Source organism: Leisingera sp. ANG-M7 (genome assembly GCF_000813965.1).
Lineage (GTDB): Bacteria > Pseudomonadota > Alphaproteobacteria > Rhodobacterales > Rhodobacteraceae > Leisingera.
Genome location: NZ_JWLI01000008.1, coordinates 37080 through 56209, shown reverse-complemented (window position 1 = coordinate 56209; position 19130 = coordinate 37080). Strand labels below are relative to the sequence as shown.

The 19130-nt window shown below is 62.1% G+C and carries 17 protein-coding genes and 1 tRNA gene; 10 read left to right on the top strand and 8 right to left on the bottom strand.

All coding sequences use genetic code 11. From position 1 onward, the window contains the following. The first annotated feature begins 11 nt into the window (after nt 1–11). From RA26_RS12300 to RA26_RS12290, 3 genes are read left to right on the top strand one after another with little or no spacing between them, the layout of a single operon-like run. Entirely contained in the window at nt 12–821 is an 810-nt protein-coding gene (locus tag RA26_RS12300; RefSeq protein ID WP_039184049.1) for a TatD family hydrolase, read from the top strand. After that, complete coding sequence (locus RA26_RS12295) at nt 821–1618, top strand: MBL fold metallo-hydrolase (RefSeq protein ID WP_039184048.1); 798 nt, start codon at nt 821–823, stop codon at nt 1616–1618. Before RA26_RS12300 ends, RA26_RS12295 begins: the two co-directional genes overlap by 1 nt. Nucleotides 1619–1668: 50 nt before the next feature. Beyond that, a complete protein-coding gene (locus tag RA26_RS12290) occupies nt 1669–2601 on the top strand; it encodes an AEC family transporter (protein WP_039184046.1) in 933 nt (310 codons plus the stop codon). A gap of 113 nt (nt 2602–2714) precedes the next feature. On the opposite strand, the gene RA26_RS12285 is transcribed toward RA26_RS12290, so the two are convergent. The 3 genes from RA26_RS12285 to RA26_RS12275 all read right to left on the bottom strand — a co-directional run bounded on the left by RA26_RS12285 (nt 2715) and on the right by RA26_RS12275 (nt 5149). Next, the gene (locus tag RA26_RS12285; RefSeq protein ID WP_039184045.1) at nt 2715–3449 is read right to left on the bottom strand and encodes an aspartate/glutamate racemase family protein; all 735 of its coding nucleotides are present in this window, start codon (nt 3447–3449) and stop codon (nt 2715–2717) included. 9 nt (nt 3450–3458) lie between these two features. Beyond that, nucleotides 3459–4151, bottom strand: coding sequence for a GntR family transcriptional regulator (locus tag RA26_RS12280; protein WP_039184044.1), 693 nt, complete (start codon nt 4149–4151; stop codon nt 3459–3461). Between the two features lie 95 nt (nt 4152–4246). Next, nucleotides 4247–5149 (bottom strand): LysR family transcriptional regulator, encoded by a 903-nt coding sequence (locus RA26_RS12275; protein WP_039184043.1) that lies wholly within the window; start codon nt 5147–5149, stop codon nt 4247–4249. A gap of 100 nt (nt 5150–5249) precedes the next feature. On the opposite strand from RA26_RS12275, the gene RA26_RS12270 reads away from it, so the two are divergent. The 7 genes from RA26_RS12270 to RA26_RS12240 are packed head-to-tail and all read left to right on the top strand — an operon-like array spanning nt 5250 to nt 12289. Continuing rightward, on the top strand, nt 5250–6377 hold the full coding sequence (locus tag RA26_RS12270) for an enolase C-terminal domain-like protein (protein ID WP_446720175.1): 1128 nt from the start codon (nt 5250–5252) through the stop codon (nt 6375–6377). Further along, the gene (locus tag RA26_RS12265) at nt 6374–7627 is read left to right on the top strand and encodes an NAD(P)/FAD-dependent oxidoreductase (RefSeq protein WP_039184041.1); all 1254 of its coding nucleotides are present in this window, start codon (nt 6374–6376) and stop codon (nt 7625–7627) included. Before RA26_RS12270 ends, RA26_RS12265 begins: the two co-directional genes overlap by 4 nt. Nucleotides 7628–7676: 49 nt before the next feature. Further along, nucleotides 7677–8651 carry a TRAP transporter substrate-binding protein gene (locus RA26_RS12260; protein ID WP_039184040.1) on the top strand — a complete coding sequence of 325 codons (975 nt, stop codon included), beginning with the start codon at nt 7677–7679 and terminating at the stop codon, nt 8649–8651. A gap of 50 nt (nt 8652–8701) precedes the next feature. Next, nucleotides 8702–9511 (top strand): class I SAM-dependent methyltransferase, encoded by an 810-nt coding sequence (locus RA26_RS22100; RefSeq protein ID WP_193747611.1) that lies wholly within the window; start codon nt 8702–8704, stop codon nt 9509–9511. Then, on the top strand, nt 9505–10029 hold the full coding sequence (locus RA26_RS12250; RefSeq protein WP_039184039.1) for a TRAP transporter small permease: 525 nt from the start codon (nt 9505–9507) through the stop codon (nt 10027–10029). The genes RA26_RS22100 and RA26_RS12250 overlap by 7 nt, the downstream gene beginning before the upstream one ends. 6 nt (nt 10030–10035) lie before the next feature. Continuing rightward, nucleotides 10036–11346 carry a TRAP transporter large permease gene (locus RA26_RS12245; protein ID WP_039184037.1) on the top strand — a complete coding sequence of 437 codons (1311 nt, stop codon included), beginning with the start codon at nt 10036–10038 and terminating at the stop codon, nt 11344–11346. 4 nt (nt 11347–11350) lie between these two features. After that, nucleotides 11351–12289, top strand: a complete 939-nt coding sequence (locus RA26_RS12240) for a hypothetical protein (RefSeq protein WP_039184036.1) — start codon at nt 11351–11353, stop codon at nt 12287–12289. On the opposite strand, the gene RA26_RS12235 is transcribed toward RA26_RS12240, so the two are convergent. The 5 genes from RA26_RS12235 to RA26_RS12215 all read right to left on the bottom strand — a co-directional run bounded on the left by RA26_RS12235 (nt 12273) and on the right by RA26_RS12215 (nt 18995). Then, a complete protein-coding gene (locus RA26_RS12235) occupies nt 12273–13175 on the bottom strand; it encodes a hypothetical protein (protein ID WP_039184035.1) in 903 nt (300 codons plus the stop codon). The genes RA26_RS12240 and RA26_RS12235 overlap by 17 nt on opposite strands. Nucleotides 13176–13248: 73 nt before the next feature. Then, entirely contained in the window at nt 13249–14622 is a 1374-nt protein-coding gene (locus RA26_RS12230) for a hypothetical protein (RefSeq protein WP_039184034.1), read from the bottom strand. A 138-nt stretch (nt 14623–14760) separates the two neighbouring features. Continuing rightward, complete coding sequence (locus RA26_RS12225; protein ID WP_039184032.1) at nt 14761–16329, bottom strand: class I SAM-dependent methyltransferase; 1569 nt, start codon at nt 16327–16329, stop codon at nt 14761–14763. A gap of 111 nt (nt 16330–16440) precedes the next feature. Further along, nucleotides 16441–18708, bottom strand: a complete 2268-nt coding sequence (locus RA26_RS12220; RefSeq protein ID WP_039184031.1) for a glycosyltransferase family 2 protein — start codon at nt 18706–18708, stop codon at nt 16441–16443. 200 nt (nt 18709–18908) lie between these two features. Beyond that, nucleotides 18909–18995, bottom strand: a tRNA-Leu gene (locus RA26_RS12215). Nucleotides 18996–19130 lie beyond the last annotated feature (135 nt).

Here is a 19130-nt window from a genome sequence, read left to right as displayed (position 1 = left end):
CCAGAGGACAAATGACCGAGACGCCCCCACAGATAACGGACAGCCATTGCCACCTGGACTTTCCGGACTTCGAAGGCCGCCTGGATGAGGTGATCGCCAGCGCCGCTGAGGTCGGCGTCACCCGTATGGTGACGATCTGCACCAAGATGAAGAACGAACCGTCCGTGCGCGCGATTGCCGAAGCCCACGCACCGGTGTTCTACGCCGCTGGCACCCACCCGATGAGCGCCGCGGACGAGCCGCTGGTTTCGGTGGATGAGCTGGTGGCGCTGGCCAAACACCCGAAGTTTGTCGGCATTGGCGAGACGGGTCTCGACTACCACTACACCGCCGACAGCGCCAAGGTGCAGCAGGAATCCCTGCGCATTCACATTGCCGCCGCCCGCGAAACCGGCCTGCCGCTGATCATCCACGCCCGCGCCGCCGACGAAGACATGGCGCGCATCCTGGGTGAGGAGATGAAGAACGGCGCCTATTCCTGCGTGATGCACTGCTTCTCCTCTTCAGCTGAGCTGGCAAAGGCCGCGCTGGATCTGGGGTTCTACCTGTCGATGTCCGGCATTGCCGCCTTCCCCAAGAGCCAGGAGCTGCGCGATATCTTTGCCGCCACCCCGGTGGAACGCATCCTGCTGGAAACCGACGCGCCCTATCTGGCGCCGCCGCCTTACCGCGGCAAGCGCAACGAACCCGCATACACGGCCTTTACCGGCAAGGTGGGGGCTGAGGTGTTCGGCATGGACTACGCCGCCTTTGCCGCGCAGACACAGGCCAATTTCGACCGCCTGTTCTGGAAGGCAGCAGCTTATGAGGCCGCCGCCTGATGGCTGAGATGCGTTTCACCATCCTTGGCTCGGGCTCCTCCGGCGGGGTGCCGCGGATTGGCGGCCATTGGGGAGATTGCGATCCAAAGAACCCCAGGAACCGCCGCGGCCGCTGCTCGATGCTGGTGGAGCGCATTGATGCGGGCGGCACAACCTCGGTGCTGATCGACACCCCGCCGGACATGCGCAACCAGCTGCTGGATGCTGAGGTGGGCCGGCTGGATGCGGTGGTTTACACCCATTCCCACGCCGATCATCTGCACGGCGTCGACGATCTGCGCATGGTCTATTTCAACATGCGCCAGCGCATCCCCGTCTATGCAGACGGGCCGACCCAGAACGACCTGCTGAACCGCTTCGGCTATGCCTTTGCGCAGCCCGACGGCTCCCCCTACCCGCCCATTCTGGACCTGAAGAGCATCAGCGGACCGTTCTCCATCGACGGGCCAGGCGGCGAAATCCCGTTCCGCCCGTTTGAAGTGAACCACGGCTCCATCGACGCGCTGGGGTTCCGCATCGGCGGACTGGTGTATCTGCCGGATGTGAAGGAAATCCCGGATGCCGCTCTGCCGGAACTGGAGGGGCTGGACGTCTGGATCCTGGACGGGCTGCGCCGGACCCCGCATCCGACGCATTTCAGCTACCAGGACGCGCTGGACTGGTTTGAACGGATGGCGCCCAAGCGCGGCATCATCACCAACATGCACATCGACATGGACTACGCGACCATCGATGCCGAGACACCAGAGCACATCACGCCCGCCTATGACGGCATGGTGATCCGGATGGAGATCTGAAGGGGCGCATAAAAGCGCCCTTTTTCATTTGCGAAATTTGAGGCCGCCCAGTGTTTCAAAGCTTGATTGATGTCATCCTGCCGGTGTTCCTGGTTGTCGGCGCAGGCTATGCCGCGACGGCGCGGGGTGTGCTGAACCAGGATCACATCGAAGGCGTAATGAAGTTTGCGCAAGGCTTTGCGATCCCCTGCCTGCTGTTCAAGGCCATGGCGGAACTGGACCTGTCGGCCAGTTTCGATCCCCGGCTGCTGGGCAGTTTCTATACCGGCGCCTTTACCTGCTTTCTGATCGGTGTGTTCGGCGCCCGCATCCTGTTCAAGCGGGAGTGGGAGGACTGCATTGCCATCGGCTTCTGCTGCTTGTTCTCCAACTCGGTTCTGCTTGGGCTGCCGATTACCGAACGCGCGTTCGGGCCGGAGAACCTGACCGGCAACTATGCGATCATCGCCTTCCACTCACCGTTCTGCTATGGCGTCGGCATCACCGCGATGGAATTTGTGCGCAACCGCAGCGCGGGCGGGATCAAAACCCTGACCTCGGTGCTGAACGCAATGTTCCGGAATGTTCTGATTCTGGGCATAGCCGCCGGGTTTGCGGTGAACCTTTCCGGGTTTTCGATTCCGCTGGTGGTGGATGAGGCGCTGTCGCTGATCATCCGCGCCGCCCTGCCCTGCGCGCTGTTTGCGCTTGGCGGCGTGCTGGTGAAGTACCGCCCCGAAGGCGATATGCGGGCAATCCTGTTTGTCTGCTTCACCTCGCTGATGATCCATCCGGCGATTGTCTGGACGCTGGGTTCGGCCTTGGCGCTGCCGCAGGACCTGTTCCGGTCGGGTGTGCTGAACGCGGCAATGGCAACCGGGTTCAACGGCTATATCTTCGCCAATATGTACGGGCGGGCCAAACGGGTGGCGGCGTCCTCGGTGCTGATTGCCACCGGGGCCAGCATTCTGACCGTGTGGTTCTGGCTGCTGGTATTGAGTTGAAATAAAAGGTCAGCAGTTCTGTCTAAATGTTTCGCGCGCGAAACATTCGGGCAACAAGACTGACCTTATCCTTCAGATTTCGTTAGGAAATATTCAACTAATGGTTACCGCCTTCAAAACCGGGGATCATCCAGTTCCAGCGGGAATCCTTTGGGCAGCAGACCGGCCTGAAACCAGTTGATGAAGGAATGGATCGAGAACACCGGCAGGCCGGTCGCTTTCCTCACGTCGCGGGCGTAGGGCACCATATTTGTGCATTCCAGCACGATGGCGCCCAGATCCGGTATGTCCGCCACCATCGCGCGGGCAGCGTCGATCATGTCGAGGCGGCAAGCCTCGAAGTCGATTGCGGGCGCATCGCCCAGGATGTCGCGGGTAAAGGCGCGCAGGCCGTCTGTGCCGGCAATGGGCGTATCCGGCGCAACACCTGCGGCAACAAGGTGGGCGGGCGTCAGCGTCGCCTTGGAGATCGTCAGAATACCGCAGCGCTTGCCCGCGGGCAGCAGGTTTTGCACCATCGGCACCTGCATCAGCGAGGATGTCGCCACCGGCACGCCCAGCGCCTGCTTCACCTCATCCTGGATCAGCGCCAGGAAACCGCAGTTGGTGGTGATGCCATCGGCCCCCATGGCCACCAAGTCACGCCCCGCTTCGACAAACAGGTCGATAAGCTCCTTGGGGTTGCCGCGCACGACGTTCTCAGGATTGGCGCCGCGCACGACCTTGTAGTGGACGGGGAAGTCCCAGGTCATTGCGTTGCCCATGTCGCCATGGATGCGGGGAAAGCGGGTTTCCAGCATCAGGATGCCAACCGCCGCGCCAAAAACCGTCTTGCCGCCGTGTTCCATGTGAATCCCCTACTCGTCCGGGACATAAAGCTGGGAAAAGGCGATGCGGACGGCTTCCGTCGCCTCCTCCCGGCGTTTCTCGATATGGCTGCGCATGGCTGATACGGCAGCCTCCGTATTGCGGGTGGCGATGCCCTCGACGATCTGGCGGTGGGCCGAGATGTCGCCCGGCGCCTTGCCCCCGGCCCGGTCGCGCAGCCGCTTGAGGTCAATGAGGCGGATATAGCGGATGCGGCCGTTGAGGTTGTTCAGGATGCGCTGCAGCTCGCTGTTGCCCGACAGCTGCGCCAGCCGGGCATGGAAGCTTTCGTCCATCGAAAGCAGTTCTTCCGGATCGGTGGCGCTTTCGTACTCCGGCTCCATCCGGTTCAGGTAGTCCGCCAGCGCTGCGATGTCCTCGTCGGACGCCCGGGTGCAGGCCAGCCGGGTGGCTTCACACTCCACTGCCACCCGTGCCTCGTAGAGGTCCATGATGTAGCTGGGGGTCAGGGGGCGGCAAAAGAAACCTCGGTTGTTCTGAAAGGTCAGGAAGCCCTCGGCCACCAGCCGGTTCAGCGCTTCGCGCAGCGGCGTGCGGCTGGCGCCCAGTACCTCAGACAAAGCGCTTTCATTGATCCGCTGATCAGGCTTGAAGGCAAAATCCGCCGCCATCCGGCGCAGCGCCTCATAGACCCTATCCACATTGCTTTCGCGTTTGGCCATGTTACCGCCGTGTGTTCACTCCGCCGTGCAAGTTAGAGCAGCGCCCTCTGCCTGGCAATATTGAATTCGAAGCTGCATACAATATTGAAACGGGTTCAGGAGGCGGTTGCTGAATAGGGCGCCAGCTCCTGTTTCAGCAGCGCCAGGAACTCCTGCCCCACCGCTGACAGCGGACGCGACTTGGAGGTAATCACGGCCATATCCATCATGATCCTCGGCTGGAACGGGCGGGACACAAAACCACCGCCGGTCTCGAAATCCAGCACGAAGGGATCCAGGATTGAGACGCCCATCCCCTCCTGCACGAAGCTGAGGAGGTTCTTGAACAGATGCGAATGCACCCTGGTTTTCAGTGGAATGCCTGCCTGCTGGAACACTTCGCGGGTGCGGCGGTGGGTCATGTGATCAGGGCCCATGACGATAAACGGTACGCCCTCCAGCAATTCGGGCGTCAGAACCTCATGTTCTGCCAGCGGGCTGCCAGCGGGTATTGCCAGCCGGGTTTCGACGCTGACCGGATGCACTTCCAACCCGTCGTGCACCAGCGGCATCTCGCAGACGCCGATCTCAAACAGGCCGGCGATGACCCACTCCTGGATCTTCAGCGAATACTGCGCCTGAAAGGAAATCGACATATCCGGACGCGAGCGGGCAAAGCGGGCGATCAGCGCAGGCATGAAGCCGAAGGACAGGGAATGCTGCGACGCCACCTGCAGCTGGCCTGCCTGTTTGTTCTGCAGGTCGGTGACCGCCTGCGCCACGTGGTCCAGCCCGCGCACAACGGTGTCGACTTCCTGAAACAGCACGCCTGCCTCAGGTGTTGGGATCAGACGGCCCTTGCTGCGCTCAAACAGTTTCAGGCGGGTCTGTCGTTCCAGCTGGTAAAGCAGGTTTGAAATGCCAGGCTGGGAAATTCCCAGCTGCTCCGCCGCACCGGTGACGGTGCCGGTTTCAACAATGGCGTGAAAGGCCTGCAGCTGGCGGAAACGGAGAGACATATCGCCCCATCATTTAAAATGATATCTTGTCCAATTCTTTGTATTGGTAATGATGTTTCAGTCAAGGCACGCTTTCCCCGCACCTGGGAGGACGATCAAAGTGCTGGAACAAAAGATTGCCGGGATGGACCTGTGGCATCTTGCGCTACCCGTAACGTCGCGCCGCGACCACGGGATCGGGTCTGTGGAAGGCTCCTGTGAGGTCATCATCTTGCGCCTGCGCAGCGAGGGCGACGCCGAAGGGTTTGGCGAGGCGTCAACCTGGTCCGTGTTCACCGGCACGCCGGAGGCAAGCCTGGCAGCGCTCGACCGCTACATCCGGCCGCTGGTGGAGGGCCGCCGGGTCGCCGACCGTGCCGCGATCATAGAAGATGCGGCCAAGGCGGTGGCCCATTGCACCGAAGCCAAGGCGGCGCTGGAAACCGCCCTGCTGGATCTGACCGGGCGGATCACCGGGGTGCCGGTCTGGGCGCTGATCGGCGGCAAGTGCCGCGACACCATCCCGCTCAGCTGCTCGATTGCCGATCCGGATTTCGGGAAGGACATTGATCTTCTTCAACGGCTGCGGACGGACAAGGTGGGGCTGATCAAGCTGAAGACCGGGTTCAAGGATCATGCCTTTGACATCTTGCGGCTGGAGCGGATTGCCAGGGACTTCCCCGAATTCCGGGTGCGGGTGGATTACAATCAGGGCCTCAGCATCGAGGACGCGCCAGCGCAGGTCCGCGATGTGGCGGAGTTCAAGCCGGATTTCATCGAGCAGCCGGTGCGGTACCACCACTTTGCCATGATGGCCAAGCTGCGGCAGATGATCGATGTGCCGCTGCTGGCAGACGAAAGCGTCTTTGGCCCGGAGGACATGGTGCGGGCCGCGCGCGAGGGCATCTGCGACGGCGTTTCGGTCAAGATCATGAAATCCGGCGGCCTCAGCCGCGGTCAGACCGTGGCCCGGATTGCGGCGGCAAACGGGCTGTCGGCCTATGGCGGCGACATGTTCGAGGCGGGGGTGGCGCATCTTGCAGGCACCCACATGATTGCCGCGACGCCCGAGATCCGGCTGGGCTGCGAGTTCTACCAGGCGAGCTACTTCCTGAAGGAGGACATTCTGGAGGCGCCCTTCCAGGTCAAAGATGGCCAGGTGGTGGTGCCGGACGGGCCTGGTTTAGGCATCAAGCCGGATGTTGAGAAGCTGAACCGTTACGCGGTCTCCAAGAAGGTCGCGGCATGAGCGAAACAAAGAAAACCGTTGCCATCATCGGCGCCGGCATTGTCGGCGTCTCGGCAGCGATTGAACTGCAGCGCGACGGGCATCAGGTGATCCTGATTGACGGCAAGGGACCGGGCGAAGGCACCAGCCACGGCAACGGCGGCATTCTAGCCTCCTGCTCCATCGTGCCGGTGACGGGTCCGGGGCTGTGGAAGAAGGCGCCGAAGATGCTGCTGGATGCGAACCAGCCCTTGTTCATGCGCTGGGGCTACCTGCCCAAGCTGGCACCCTGGCTGATGAAATACATGAGCCATGCCAATGCAGCGGACACCGCCCGCATTGCCGCCGCGCTGGCGCCCATCGTGGGGGATTCGCTTGCGGATCATCAGGCACTGGCGGCGGGCACCGGGGCGGAGCGGCACCTGAGGCCCTCGGACTACCTGTTCCTCTACAATGACCGCGCGCATTTCGGCGAGGATGCCTTTGGCTGGGGGCTGCGCCGGAAACACGGTTTCCGCTGGGGTGAGCTGGAGGGTGCGGACTTCCGTGCCTATGACAGTATCTATTCCGAGGACATCACCTTTGCAGCCCGGCTGAAGGATCACGGGATCATCACCGACCCCGGCCAATACGTGAAGGATCTGGCGGCGCATGTCACCACAAATGGCGGCCGGCTGATCCAGGCCTTTGTAACCGATGTGGCCCGCGAGAACCGCAAGGTGACCGGCGTGCGCGCAGGCGGCGAGACCTTCCCATGCGACGCGGTTGTGGTGGCCACTGGCGTGTGGTCCAAACCGCTGGCTGAGAAACTGGGAATTTCCGTACCACTGGAAGCAGAACGCGGCTATCATCTTGAATTGTGGGAGCCTTCGGCGATGCCCAAGGCGCCCGTGATGGTGGCAGCAGCGAAATGCGTGGTGACCCCGATGGAGGGACGGATCCGGATTGCAGGTATTGTGGAATTCGGGGGGCTGGAGGCCGGGCCGTCGAAAGGCCCGCTTGAGCTGTTGCACAGGAACGCGCGCCGCATCTTGCCGGGTGTCACCTGGAAACGGGAAGTGGAATGGCAGGGCGCCCGCCCGGCACCGGCGGACTCGATCCCGTTGATCGGCGAAGTCCCCGGCCTGTCCGGCGCCTATGTGGGTTTTGGCCACCATCACATCGGCCTCACTGGCGGGCCCAAAACCGGGCGCCTGCTGGCGCAGATGATTTCGGGCCGCACCCCGAACATGGATATGAGCGCCTATGCCCCAGCGCGATACGCGATCTGATACCAACCAGTGCCCCATAAGGGGCCGCAACCACAACAGGGAGAACATGATGAAAAAACTGACCAAACTGCTGGCCGCCACCGCGCTGACCGCAGCTGCCGCCCTGCCCGCCGCGGCAGAGACATGGGACATGCCGATGGCCTATTCGGCGTCCAACTTCCACTCTGCCACGGGTGCGGAGTTTGCCGAGTGTGTGACCACCGGCACTGGCGGCGAAGTTGAGATCAAGACCCACCCGTCGGGATCGCTGTTCAAGGGCGCCGACATCAAGCGTGCGGTGCAGACCGGCCAGGCCCCCATTGGCGAGCGGCTGCTGTCCGGCCACCAGAACGAAAACGCGCTCTTTGGCTTTGACTCGATCCCGTTCCTGGCGACCTCCTTTGATGACAGCGACAAGCTGTGGAAAGCGGCCAAGCCTGCAATCGAAAAGCTGCTGGCAGAGCAGAATTTGACCTTGCTTTATGCCGTGCCGTGGCCGCCGCAGGGCCTCTACTTCAAGAACGAGGTGAACTCGGTCGCAGAGATGAAAGGCATCAAGTTCCGCTCCTACAACAACGCCACCTCGCGCCTGGCAGAGCTGACAGGCATGCTGCCGGTGACCATAGAGGCGGCTGAGATCAGCCAGGCCTTTGCCACCGGCGTGGCAGACTCGATGGTGTCGTCGGGCTCCACCGGATATGACCGCAAGGTCTGGGAAAGCTTGAACTATTTCTACGAAGTGGATGCCTGGCTGCCGCGCAACTATGTGTTCGTGAACTCCGATATCTGGAACGGCACCTCCGAGGCCAACCAGAACGTGATCAAAGGCTGCGCCAAGCTGGCCGAGTACGCAGGCAACTGGCGCGCCAAGGAATACACCGGTTTCACCCTGCAAGGCCTGCGCGATGGCGGCATGACCGTGGGTCCGGCCTCTGACCAGATGGTGGGCGAGCTGAAGGAAATCGGCGTCACCATGACCAATGAATGGCTGGAAGCGGCCGGGGACGAGGGCAAGGCCATCGTCGACGCCTTCCGCGCCGAGTAACAGGCGGTCCAATGGCGGCGCTGGCACCGGCGCCGCCTCCGCGAGGCACCATGGATTACTCTTCCTTCAAAGACGCAGAACGCAGCGGCTGGAACGAACGTGCCGCTGTGTATGAAAGCCACACCGCATTGGCGACGCTGCAGATCGCCCCGGCAATGCTGGACGCCTTGCGCCTGCGCCCCGGGATGCGGCTGCTGGATGTTGCCTGCGGCACCGGAAACGTCGCGGCGGCGGCTTCGGCGCTTGGCTGCGAAGCCTGCGGCATAGACTTTGCCCCTGCGATGATAGCGCAGGCCAAGGCCCGGTTTCCCGGCACCGTTTTTCAGGAAGGCGATGCCGAAGCGCTGGACTTTGACGAAGCAAGCTTTGATGCCGTCAGTAACAACATGGGCCTGTTTCACGTCAGCGACACTGCCCTTGCGCTGTCTGAAGCCCGCCGCGTGCTTGTGCCGGGCGGGCGGTTTTCCTTCAGCCAGTGGGCGGCCCCCGAAGAGTCGGACCTCTACCGGATGCTGTTTTCGATCATCCCCAGAGTGGCCGACATGACCCGTGCGGATCCGGCCCCGGATGCCTATGCGCTATCGGACCCGGCAGCGGCGCAGGGCATGTTGCGGAATGCGGGGTTTGACGCTGTTGAGACCCGGCGGCTGGATACTGTGCTGCTGGCAAATGGCCCCGACTTCTTTGAATTCTTCCTGAACTTTGGCGTCCGGGTGCCGCTGATCGTGCAAGCGCAGGACCCGGATGTGCAGGATCAGCTGCGCCGTGAGATCAACGCCGCCGTGCAGCCCTACCAGACCCCCCAAGGCTATGAGGTGCCAATGCCCAGCCTGCTATACACGGGACAAAAACCATGCTGATGCTAAGACGCGCCCTGGACGGGCTTTATCTCACTGCGGGGGTGCTGGCCGCCCTCTGCCTGATTGCCATTCTGGGGCTGATCGTTGTCCAGATGCTGGCCCGCTGGACCGGTGAGGTCTTCCCCGGCGCGCCGGATTACGCAGGTTATGCGATGGCGGCGGCGTCATTCCTGGCCTTTGCCAATGCGCTGAACCGCGGCAGCCATATCCGGGTGTCGATCCTGCTGAATGCGGTGCCTGAGCGCTTTCGCCGGGTGCTGGAGATTTGGTGCTTTGGCATCGGCACCGCGGTGATGTGGTACTTCTGCTATTACGCCTACCGCTTTGTCTACTGGAGCTGGAAGTTCAACGACGTCAGCCAGGGCCAGGACCGCACGCCGCTGTGGATGCCGCAAAGCGCCATGCTGATCGGTGCGGTCATCCTGGCCATCGCCCTCACCGACCACCTGGTCCACGTGATTTTCCGCGGCGACCACCGCATCACCCGGGATCTCGAAGATCAGAGCCACGCGGAGTAAGGGCACATGGAAAACATCTCAGTCATCATCCTTTTTCTCTTCGTATTGTTCACGCTTCTGGGCACCGGCGTCTGGGTCGGCCTGGCGCTGATGGGCGTGGCCTGGGTCGGCATGGAACTGTTCACCACACGGCCTGTGGGCGATGTGATGCTGACCACCATCTGGTCGGCCTCCTCCAGCTGGACTCTGACGGCACTGCCGATGTTCATCTGGATGGGGGAAATCCTGTACCGAACGCGATTATCGGAGGACATGTTCAAGGGCCTCTCCCCCTGGATGGCGCCCCTGCCCGGCGGGCTGGTGCACACCAATATCGTCGGCTGCACGGTGTTTGCCGCGGTCTCCGGTTCCTCTGCCGCGACGCTGACCACGGTGGGCAAGATGTCGATTCCGGAACTGCGCAAGCGTAATTACCCTGAGAAGATGGTGATCGGCACCCTGACCGGCGCGGCCACCCTGGGCCTGATGATCCCGCCCTCGCTGACGCTGATCGTCTATGGGGTCACCATCAATGAATCGATCACCAAGCTGTTCTTTGCAGGCATCCTGCCGGGCCTGGTGCTGGCGGCGATGTTCATGGGGTACGTGGCGATCTACTCCAAAGTCGGCAAGGACTGGAACCCTGACCAGGAAGACAAGCTGACTTTCGCGCAGAAGGTCAAGAATTCCCGCTTCCTGGCGCCGGTGATTGCGCTGATCATCGTGGTGATCGGCTCGATGTACCTGGGCTTTGCCACCGCAACCGAGGCGGCCGCCTTCGGGGTCATCGGCTCGCTGCTGCTGGCGCTTGGCCAAGGCTCTCTGAACTGGAAGACCTTCACCGAGAGCCTGATGGGCGCCACCCGCACCAGCGCGATGATTGCCCTGATCCTGGCAGGCGCCGCCTTCCTGTCCTTGTCGATGGGCTTTACCGGCCTGCCACGGGGCCTCGCCGACCTCATTGCCGGCTGGGAGCTGTCGCGCCTGGAGCTGTTGATGGTCCTGCTGGTGTTCTACATTGTGCTGGGCTGCTTCCTCGACGGCATCTCCTCGGTGGTGCTGACCATGGCGGTGGTAGAGCCGATGATCCGCCAGGCGGGCATTGACCTGATCTGGTTCGGCATCTTCATCGTGGTGGTGGTTGAAATGGCCCAGATTACCCCGCCGATCGGTTTCAACCTGTTTGTGATGCAGGGTATGACCCACCACGAGATGAGCTATATCGCCCGTGCTGCGATCCCGATGTTCCTGATCATGGTGCTGATGGTGTTTGTGCTGATCGCCTTTCCGGAGTTGGCGACTTACCTGCCGAACAACCTCAGGCCGGGACCGGTCTAGCCTCATGCTCCGTGCGCTCGCCTTTGCCGCCCGGCACGGGCGGGCCGCACTGGTCCTGGGGCTTCTGGCCGGGCTTTTGCTGCCCGGCGTTGCCTCCGCCCTTCAGCCCTGGCTGCCGGAAATGGTGGCTGGGCTTTTGTTTCTGAACGCCTACCGGATCGGCCTGCGCAAGGCTGCAGGCGGGTTGGCCGACGGCATCGGCACGCTGAAGGCCATTGCCATGCTGCAAGTCGCCCTGCCGCTGCTGGCGTTGGGGGTCGCCGCGTTGTTCGGCGTTGCCCAGACCCCCGCCGCCGTTGCGCTGATCCTGATGCTGAGCGCGCCCTCGGTGACCGGCAGCCCCAATATCACCGCCCTTATGGGGCACGCGCCGGAACCGGCCCTCCGCCTGCTGATCACCGGCACCGCGCTGATGCCGCTGACGGTGATCCCGGTGTTCCTGCTGGCGCCCAGCCTGGGAGATCTGGGAGAGGTGCTGCGCGCCGCGGGGCGGCTGATCGGAGCGATTGGCCTTACCGTGGCGGCAGCCTTCCTGCTGCGCCGCCTGACCCTGCCGCAGCTTCGGGAGGATCAGGCCAGGGCCATCGACGGGCTGACCATGATTGCACTTGCCGTGATTGTGGTGGGGCTTATGGCAGCACTGGGGCCTGCGCTGCGAGCAAACCCAGTGCAGGTTCTGCAATGGCTGTGCTTTGCTTTGGCGGCCAATCTTGGCCTCCAGGTTCTGGTGTTTGCAGTCTTGCGCCGCCGTGCGGGCAGCGGCGCGGTGCCAGTCTCCGTAGTCGCCGGCAACCGGAACTTCGCGCTCTTCCTGATCGCCCTGCCCGCAGCCACAACCGATCCGCTGCTGATCTTCCTCGGCTGCTACCAGATCCCGATGTATCTGACGGCGATCCTGATGAAGCCGCTATACAGCCGCGCAGCCTTCAAGACAGGAAAGTGACCCCCGGCATGTGCCGGATCAGCTCAGCATCGGCCGCATAGCTCTCGCTCATGTCGTCCACAAGCGCTTGCGACCAGCCGGGAAGATCGATTTCCTCCTCGATCTCCTCCTCATCGTGGAAATAACTCAGGAACAGCGCACGCACCCGCTCCCGTTGGTCCTCAGAGAGCCCGGGACGGCTTGCCAGATAGGTCTCCAGCCGCTCATACCCTGCCTCGGAAATGATGCCGCGTGTAATGTCCAGCTCGCCACTGAAACGGAAACTGTCCCCCAGGCCGGATACATGGCCCAGGATGCTGGGCCAGATCACCGGTGTTTCCTCGTTGCACCAGACGGTGATGCGGCAGCCTGGATTGCGTTCCTGGATATCCTCAACCACTTCCGACCAGTGCAGGTTCAAAAAGTCGGTTTCTCCCGCAAACTCGCGCCAGGTTCTGCCGGACTGCGACTTGAACACCGGACCGATCAGGGTGGCAGGGTTGCGCAGGCCAAGGAAGAACTCGCAAGGATTGCCGGGAAACAGACCGCGCAGGGCTGCAGTATTGCTTCCTGCGTTGCGGTACAGCCGCCCGCCCTGCAGCATCCAGCCCGGCATCCCCAGAAAGCCGGAATTGGTCAGGATGATCCGCGAGACCGCCTGATCCTTAACCAGCCCCGCCAGCAGCGCCTCCCGCTCTTGATCAGTCACAAATTCCTTGTTCTGTTTGCGGATCAGCTGGTTCAGCGCCGTCATATAAGTGCCGGGCCGGCGGATCATGACACCACGGTCCAGCAGCGGCTGCGCATCCTTTCGCAGCGACCAGATCAGCTGGCCGTTGTCGGTATTGGGCGCCCCTATGTGGAAGGCCAGGGAAATATCCCGGATGTCCGTGTTCGACTGGCTCATTATCCTGTCCGGCCTCTGCCCGGGTTGTTCTTAGCGGCGCGGTTGCAGCCAGCCGTATGGGCTTCTGCGCATCTCATAGCCGTTCCTTCATCCGGCGGAAAAACCGGTCGTCCCTCTGCCGCAAGATATAGGCGCAAACCTGTTTCGCAAGACCCGGATGGCCGCGATCCAGTGCCAGATTGGCAAGCTCTCGCTGGAACCGGGGAAAGCCGTGCCGCTTGCGCAGCAAACGGTGGAAGCGATGCGGCGTCAGGTCCCCGGCGATGGCGCCGCGGGCAACCTCCTGCAGCACGCCCATTTGCTGCAACGAGGACCCCAGCCGGTGTCCCAAAAGCGGGCACCGCCAGAACGTCACATTGGAGCCGGTGAACCGGGCCGCATGCGCCGCATCCGCCGCCACGTAAGGGTCGAACATGATATGCACGTCCCCTGCCTGCTGGCTGGCTTGCACCGCGTCGCCGAAGGGGCCGGAGAAGTCCCGGTCCCAAACCTTTTTGTAGCGCATTTCCCAGGGCACGAGGGACTTGTCGAGGGTGGATTGCGGACTGATGGCAAACACAGTGGAGCCCGGCGCGGCCGCGGCAAAGGCCGCTGCCGCATAGCCGCCCATCGAGGCGCCATAAAACACAACGCGGGAAAACTGCTGAAAGAACCCGCTGTCGCGCAACTCCTCGAACTTGCGGGTGACTTCCTGGTGGCGGAACCAGGTCCAGCCGTTGGCCATCACACCGAGCATCGACCAGCCCTGCGCTTCGATGAAGCTGAAGCCCCAAGGCCGCCGGTTGTCCCGCTTGGTCATCGCAATATCGAGATTGTCGAAGGTGACCACCAGCGTTTCCCCGCGCGGCATGAACAGAAAGGAATGCTCCTCAAGCTCGTCAAAGAAACCTTCTTCCCCGGCCAGCCCGCGGGCGACCTTGGACCACTCACCGGAGGGGGGGAGCACCTCCTGAGGTTCGGCGGACAGGACTGCCAGCCCGTTGCTGTCTGCCCCGGGCGCCAGCAGCGTATTGCAGCCGCCATAGGCCTTCAGAAACGGGTAGCTGCCAGACCCCTTACGGATTTCGATCACGACCCGGCTCAGCGGGTGCAACGCGCCATCCAGCAGCGGTTTGATGTTCTGGATCTTGTGCCGGACGCCAAAGCTGTTCAGCGCGAGGATCACGTCGTACTGGCGGTTTTCATCCCCGCCCTCAGCGATTTCGATGGCCTCCCGGTCAACCCCGCCCTGTTCGAGCCGGGAAAGCCAGGTTTGCAGCTCCGATGCTTCGGGTGTTCTGGACCTGCCCTTGCGGTCAAGGCAGACCAGATCGATGCGGCAGCCGAACCTGTGATGCAGCAGGACACACAGTTCCGGCGCCTGCCCGTTGATATCTGCAACACTGCCGACGTCGTCAGCATCAAGCTCCGGCAGCACTGTTCTGAAGTCGAATTCACCGGTCAGCATATGTCTTCATCCGCCTTCCTGTGTTCTCCAGACAGCTTCGCGCTCCAGCCTGCTGCCCGCCGGAACCGAAGCGAAGCGCCGCAAGAGCGCAAACCATTGCCGTCACATAACAGCAAAAGGTTAACGCTCCCGTACCTTTCACGCGCCCTGCCCGGCCCGGGTCAGGACCGTGGAGTATTTGCCATGTTTTGCAAGCACTTCGACCGCACCGTAGGTTTTCATCGCGCCAATGCCGCCCGATCCCTTGCGGATATCCAGAACAATGCCGCCGCCGTCATTGATCTGGCTGCGGAACAGGCTGTCATAGGTGCCAACCGGATAGTGGAACCCGCAGGAGGCAAGGCTGATCACAAGATCGAAACCGCCCAGCGCCGCCGTATCTTGCGACTTGGGGTTGATGCAAGTGATCTGTTCCGCCGGCACGCCGTTGCCTTCCAGGAAGGCCCGCGCGGTTTCCAGGCTGGTGTATCCCGCGCCTTCTCCCTCAAACCCGAAATGGCGGCTGTTGCCCTCTTCGATATCAATCAGGACAACGTCGCAGCCGTAACGCCGGTGCAGCACAAGGCTGGCAAAGGCGTATCCGCAGCCGATGTCTGCCGAGCGCTTCGGCGCTATCGCATCGGCTGATTTCAGAAAGAACTGGCACTCCCGTTCCGCGATGCGGATCGACTCGTGCAGGATATGCTCCCTCTGCGTTCTGGCTTCTTCCAGCAGCAGCTGTTCATCGCCCGCCAGCCAGTCCCGGATGGTCTGCCCCGAACTGGCAAGCTCGCTTCGCTGCAACAGGATGTTGGCCACATCCTGGTCGCTGAACATGGAGAAATCCAGCGTCGCTGGATCGATTTCGTGTGTCATGGATACCTCAGTTTCCGGTGCGGGCTGCAGCAGATGGCGGGTTTCTTCCGCATTGATCCCGTGTTTCGCCAGCAGCTCATGCACATAGCAGCCCTCCGGCGGCACGCCACCGTACTTGGCGGCGATATTGCGGAACCGCCGTCCCCAGAAATGGATCGACAGGGTGTCGCTGCGGATATGCTTGGCGGCCTGATTGCGGCGGTTCGGGTTCAGCACCACCCCAGCCTGTTTGAACGGCACAGGATAGATCACATGGCCGGGCTTCGAGTTTGAAATCTCGCCGGTTTCCTGAAGGAACCAGGTCAGCGCATCCGGTCCCCAGACACCCCAGGGCAGCAGCGACACATGCACGCCCTGCCCCGCATCCTTCAGGGCCTGCAGCTCGGCCTGTTTTTCCGCGCTGTACCAGGGCGGGATGGGATATTCGTCACTGGTGAATTTCAGCATCGCCTGCAGTGTCTTGGAGGTCTTTGGCAACCGCAGCACGCCATTGTTGACCATCGGCTTCTTGTCCGAGATCCAGCCATGGAAATGCTTGCCCTTGATGTCCCATGGCTGGCAGCAATAGGCATCCGTATCGGCCCAGACATAATCCGTCTGGCGCAGCATGTGCAGGCGGAAGACATCCGCATGGTAGGCCGGGCTGCCGGTCTTGGCATGGCGGATGATGCGATCCGCAGGCAGGATATCATTGGCATCCGCAACCCGCACACCTTCCGGCACGCCCTTGACCTCATCGTAAGTGAACAGAACCACCTCGTGGCCGTTATCGGCAAAGGACTTCAGGCAAAGCTGTTCCAGCCAGCTGAGCTCAGCGCCCACCCAAAGTGATGCGATGACCGGAAGTGCCATGATACCTGCCCTTTGTTATCCTCGTTACGTCTACCGCCTGAATGCGTTATTTTGTTGGCGCAAATTAGCCTTCGACTCAAAAACCTGTCAAATTGCCCAGGGCCGGAGGCCCTAGTGTGTGGTCTCGCCGCGCGCTACTGTGAACCAGAAATCGCTGTCCGGTTCCTTTTCCGCAACTTCGTCCGGAATCACGCCCGGACCGCTGAGAAAGACATTGGCGCCAAAATGCGCATGCATCCGGGACAGTTTGCACAGCTTTTCGCTGGTCAGTTCTCGGAACAACTCCAGCATGTCATCGCGGGGTTTCAGCTCTTCGATCTTCTCGCGGTGCTTGCGGCTGGAATACTCATGCGCCGCGGCAATCTCCGGATCCGCCAGCAGCCGCGCCATCTCTGCCTCCAGCGCCGGGATCATGCGCTGGATCGAGCGCTCCTCCTCGGCGTTGTTGTTCATCCGGAACCAGTAGGACAGCCCCTGGTCGCGGTCGACGTGATTGACCCGGCCGCGGTCGCGCTTGACCAGGAAGCTTTCGGCGCTGCGCACGGCGTAGTGATTGAGCTGCACCAGGTCGTAACCGTAGGTGCTCATCGAGGAACGCCAGCCATTGCGGAACATTTCCCGCGGCATGTCCTGGCCGGACCCGTTGACCCAGCGGATATCCTCCCACAGTTGCGGCTTCAGGCCCTTGGGCCGGTGCACCCCCAGCTTCTTGAAGATGCCGGTGTTGCGGAACAGCGTCTTGAAGCCCCAGGCCTGATGCGGCTTGCGGGTGACCTCATGCGCGCAGCGGGTAAACTCCCGGGTGATCAGATCGCCGGTAAAGTCGCGCACATCATTGTTGCCGAACAGCCGCCAGGTCATCGAGATCATGTTGGCTTCACCGACCGCCTCGAACAGATCCGCCAGCCGCCCCTCGCCGCATTTGATGTTGATAAACTCGTCTACATCCATGCAGACCAGCCAATCGGCATTGCGGATCAACGGTTCTTCCTCCGCCGCCTGCAGCGCTGCGTGCTGCGGCTTCAGATCCGTGCCCCGGAACGGGTTTTCGCGGTGCTGCACGATGCCCTTCTCCTGCAGCATCTGCAGCATCGTGTCGGTGCCATCGGTGCAATCGTTGGTGTAAATGAGGAAGTCATCCACCCCGATTGCCCGGTGATAGGCCAGCCACTCCAGTATGAAGGGCCCTTCGTTCTTCATCGTGGTGACAATCGCGGTTCTCGCCTTGCCGCCAGGGCGCTGAACCGCCTGCTCTTCGGGAATGCGGACGGGTTTGGCGTTGAAATACCCTGTTGCCAGCTCCAGCAGTTCCGGGGTCTCCACCAGGCTTGTTTTCGGCACGATCCTGGAAACCGTATCCGCCGGGTGGCGCAGCGCCATGCAGCGGTAGAACCGGGCGACGTGTTCGGGATCCGGCTCCGCGCCAACCACACGGATCAGGCGCCAGATGCAATTTGCCCCTGCCTTGGCAGGCGCCAAACACCAGCGCGGCCGCAGGCCCGCAGCATCGAACTGGGTGCAGATATGATCGGCAAAAGCGGGCTCCTCGCCATTACGCACTCGCCAGGGATAGGCCTGCACCCCGCCCAGGCGCAGGCAGCCTGAAGGGGCTGCTACGGCGCGGTCAAACACATTCGGCCCGTCAGACGCAGCCAGCAGGTCGAAGAGATCGATGTTTGCCACCGCACGCGCCCGCGCCAGGAACCGCGCCCGCAGGATCTCGTAGATCAGGAATTCCCCCAGCGGCGCCTGCCAGGGATCCGCGGGCGGGATTTCCATCCGGTCCTTGCCCGGCGCGCCCGGCACGTTGAAGGGATGCGCCTCAGGCGGCAGCCCCGCTTTGCCCAAGGGCAGCTTCGAATGGATGACAACAACCTTGCCAAGCCCCGGGATACTGCCAGCGTGCTCGCTCAGATCCCGGATGAAACGGCGGCTGTCCTGCGGCCGCGCCCGGTCAAGGATAACGGCCCCCTGCATGCCGTGCTGAGAGACATGAAAGCGCAGCCAATCCGCGGCCGTTTCAGCATTTTCCCCGTTGCGGACCGCGGCAAGGACATTCTGCCCGGCAAACAGGCCGGTCTCGTCCGGATGGAGCGGTATCGGAAGCTCCCCCCCGTCAGCAGCGAGACTTAACGCACTGCCGGCCGGAACATCCAGAACCGGAGCGCCGCCGAAATTATGCAGCACCGCTTCGGTGCGCGAGGACAAGGTTGCAACGATTTCCCGCGGTGTTCCGGACCGGAAAAACAGCCGGGCCGCGCTTGCTGCCGGACCAGCCATTTGCACAGCATCCAGCAGATCCTCTCCAGCCACTGACAGCGCGCTGAATTCACGTTCAAGAACTTGACCGCTGCACTTCCCGGGAACTGGACTGGACATACTGCTGCTTCACATCGCGAAATTCTTGGCCCCGCCTACAGATGAAGGGGCGGTTTCCTTATACTCTGCGAACCCGGGTGCCGGAACCGTCAAACGCCTCAGGCGGACTGCAAGAGACCGCATGGCTGATATAAGCGCAACAGGCATACCCCCGCAGAACACAGGGCGCCGATATACAGCAAAACTTTTCAGGAAGATGATGGTGCGGTCGAGAAGACTCGAACTTCCACTCCGGTTAAGGAACAGCGACCTCAACGCTGCGCGTCTACCAATTCCGCCACGACCGCACTGTCTTAGGCTTGGTGTAGCGGCGTATAGACCAGCCCGGATGCGATGTGAAGCCGAAAATCGTGTTTTTTGCGCAGAATATCGCAGCTGCGGTTTTGGGTTGCCAACTGGCGGAGAACAGCCGGTTTTTCGGG

Coding starts and splice junctions, on each gene's coding strand:
- RA26_RS12245 (WP_039184037.1), top strand. CDS start 10,036: ATGGAAAACATCTCAGTCATCATCCTTTTTCTCTTCGTATTGTTCACG.
- RA26_RS12295 (WP_039184048.1), top strand. CDS start 821: ATGGCTGAGATGCGTTTCACCATCCTTGGCTCGGGCTCCTCCGGCGGG.
- RA26_RS22100 (WP_193747611.1), top strand. CDS start 8,702: ATGGATTACTCTTCCTTCAAAGACGCAGAACGCAGCGGCTGGAACGAA.
- RA26_RS12280 (WP_039184044.1), bottom strand. CDS start 4,151: ATGGCCAAACGCGAAAGCAATGTGGATAGGGTCTATGAGGCGCTGCGC.
- RA26_RS12285 (WP_039184045.1), bottom strand. CDS start 3,449: ATGGAACACGGCGGCAAGACGGTTTTTGGCGCGGCGGTTGGCATCCTG.
- RA26_RS12300 (WP_039184049.1), top strand. CDS start 12: ATGACCGAGACGCCCCCACAGATAACGGACAGCCATTGCCACCTGGAC.
- RA26_RS12260 (WP_039184040.1), top strand. CDS start 7,677: ATGAAAAAACTGACCAAACTGCTGGCCGCCACCGCGCTGACCGCAGCT.
- RA26_RS12265 (WP_039184041.1), top strand. CDS start 6,374: ATGAGCGAAACAAAGAAAACCGTTGCCATCATCGGCGCCGGCATTGTC.
- RA26_RS12230 (WP_039184034.1), bottom strand. CDS start 14,622: ATGCTGACCGGTGAATTCGACTTCAGAACAGTGCTGCCGGAGCTTGAT.
- RA26_RS12225 (WP_039184032.1), bottom strand. CDS start 16,329: ATGGCACTTCCGGTCATCGCATCACTTTGGGTGGGCGCTGAGCTCAGC.
- RA26_RS12275 (WP_039184043.1), bottom strand. CDS start 5,149: ATGTCTCTCCGTTTCCGCCAGCTGCAGGCCTTTCACGCCATTGTTGAA.
- RA26_RS12220 (WP_039184031.1), bottom strand. CDS start 18,708: ATGTCCAGTCCAGTTCCCGGGAAGTGCAGCGGTCAAGTTCTTGAACGT.
- RA26_RS12240 (WP_039184036.1), top strand. CDS start 11,351: ATGCTCCGTGCGCTCGCCTTTGCCGCCCGGCACGGGCGGGCCGCACTG.
- RA26_RS12235 (WP_039184035.1), bottom strand. CDS start 13,175: ATGAGCCAGTCGAACACGGACATCCGGGATATTTCCCTGGCCTTCCAC.
- RA26_RS12250 (WP_039184039.1), top strand. CDS start 9,505: ATGCTGATGCTAAGACGCGCCCTGGACGGGCTTTATCTCACTGCGGGG.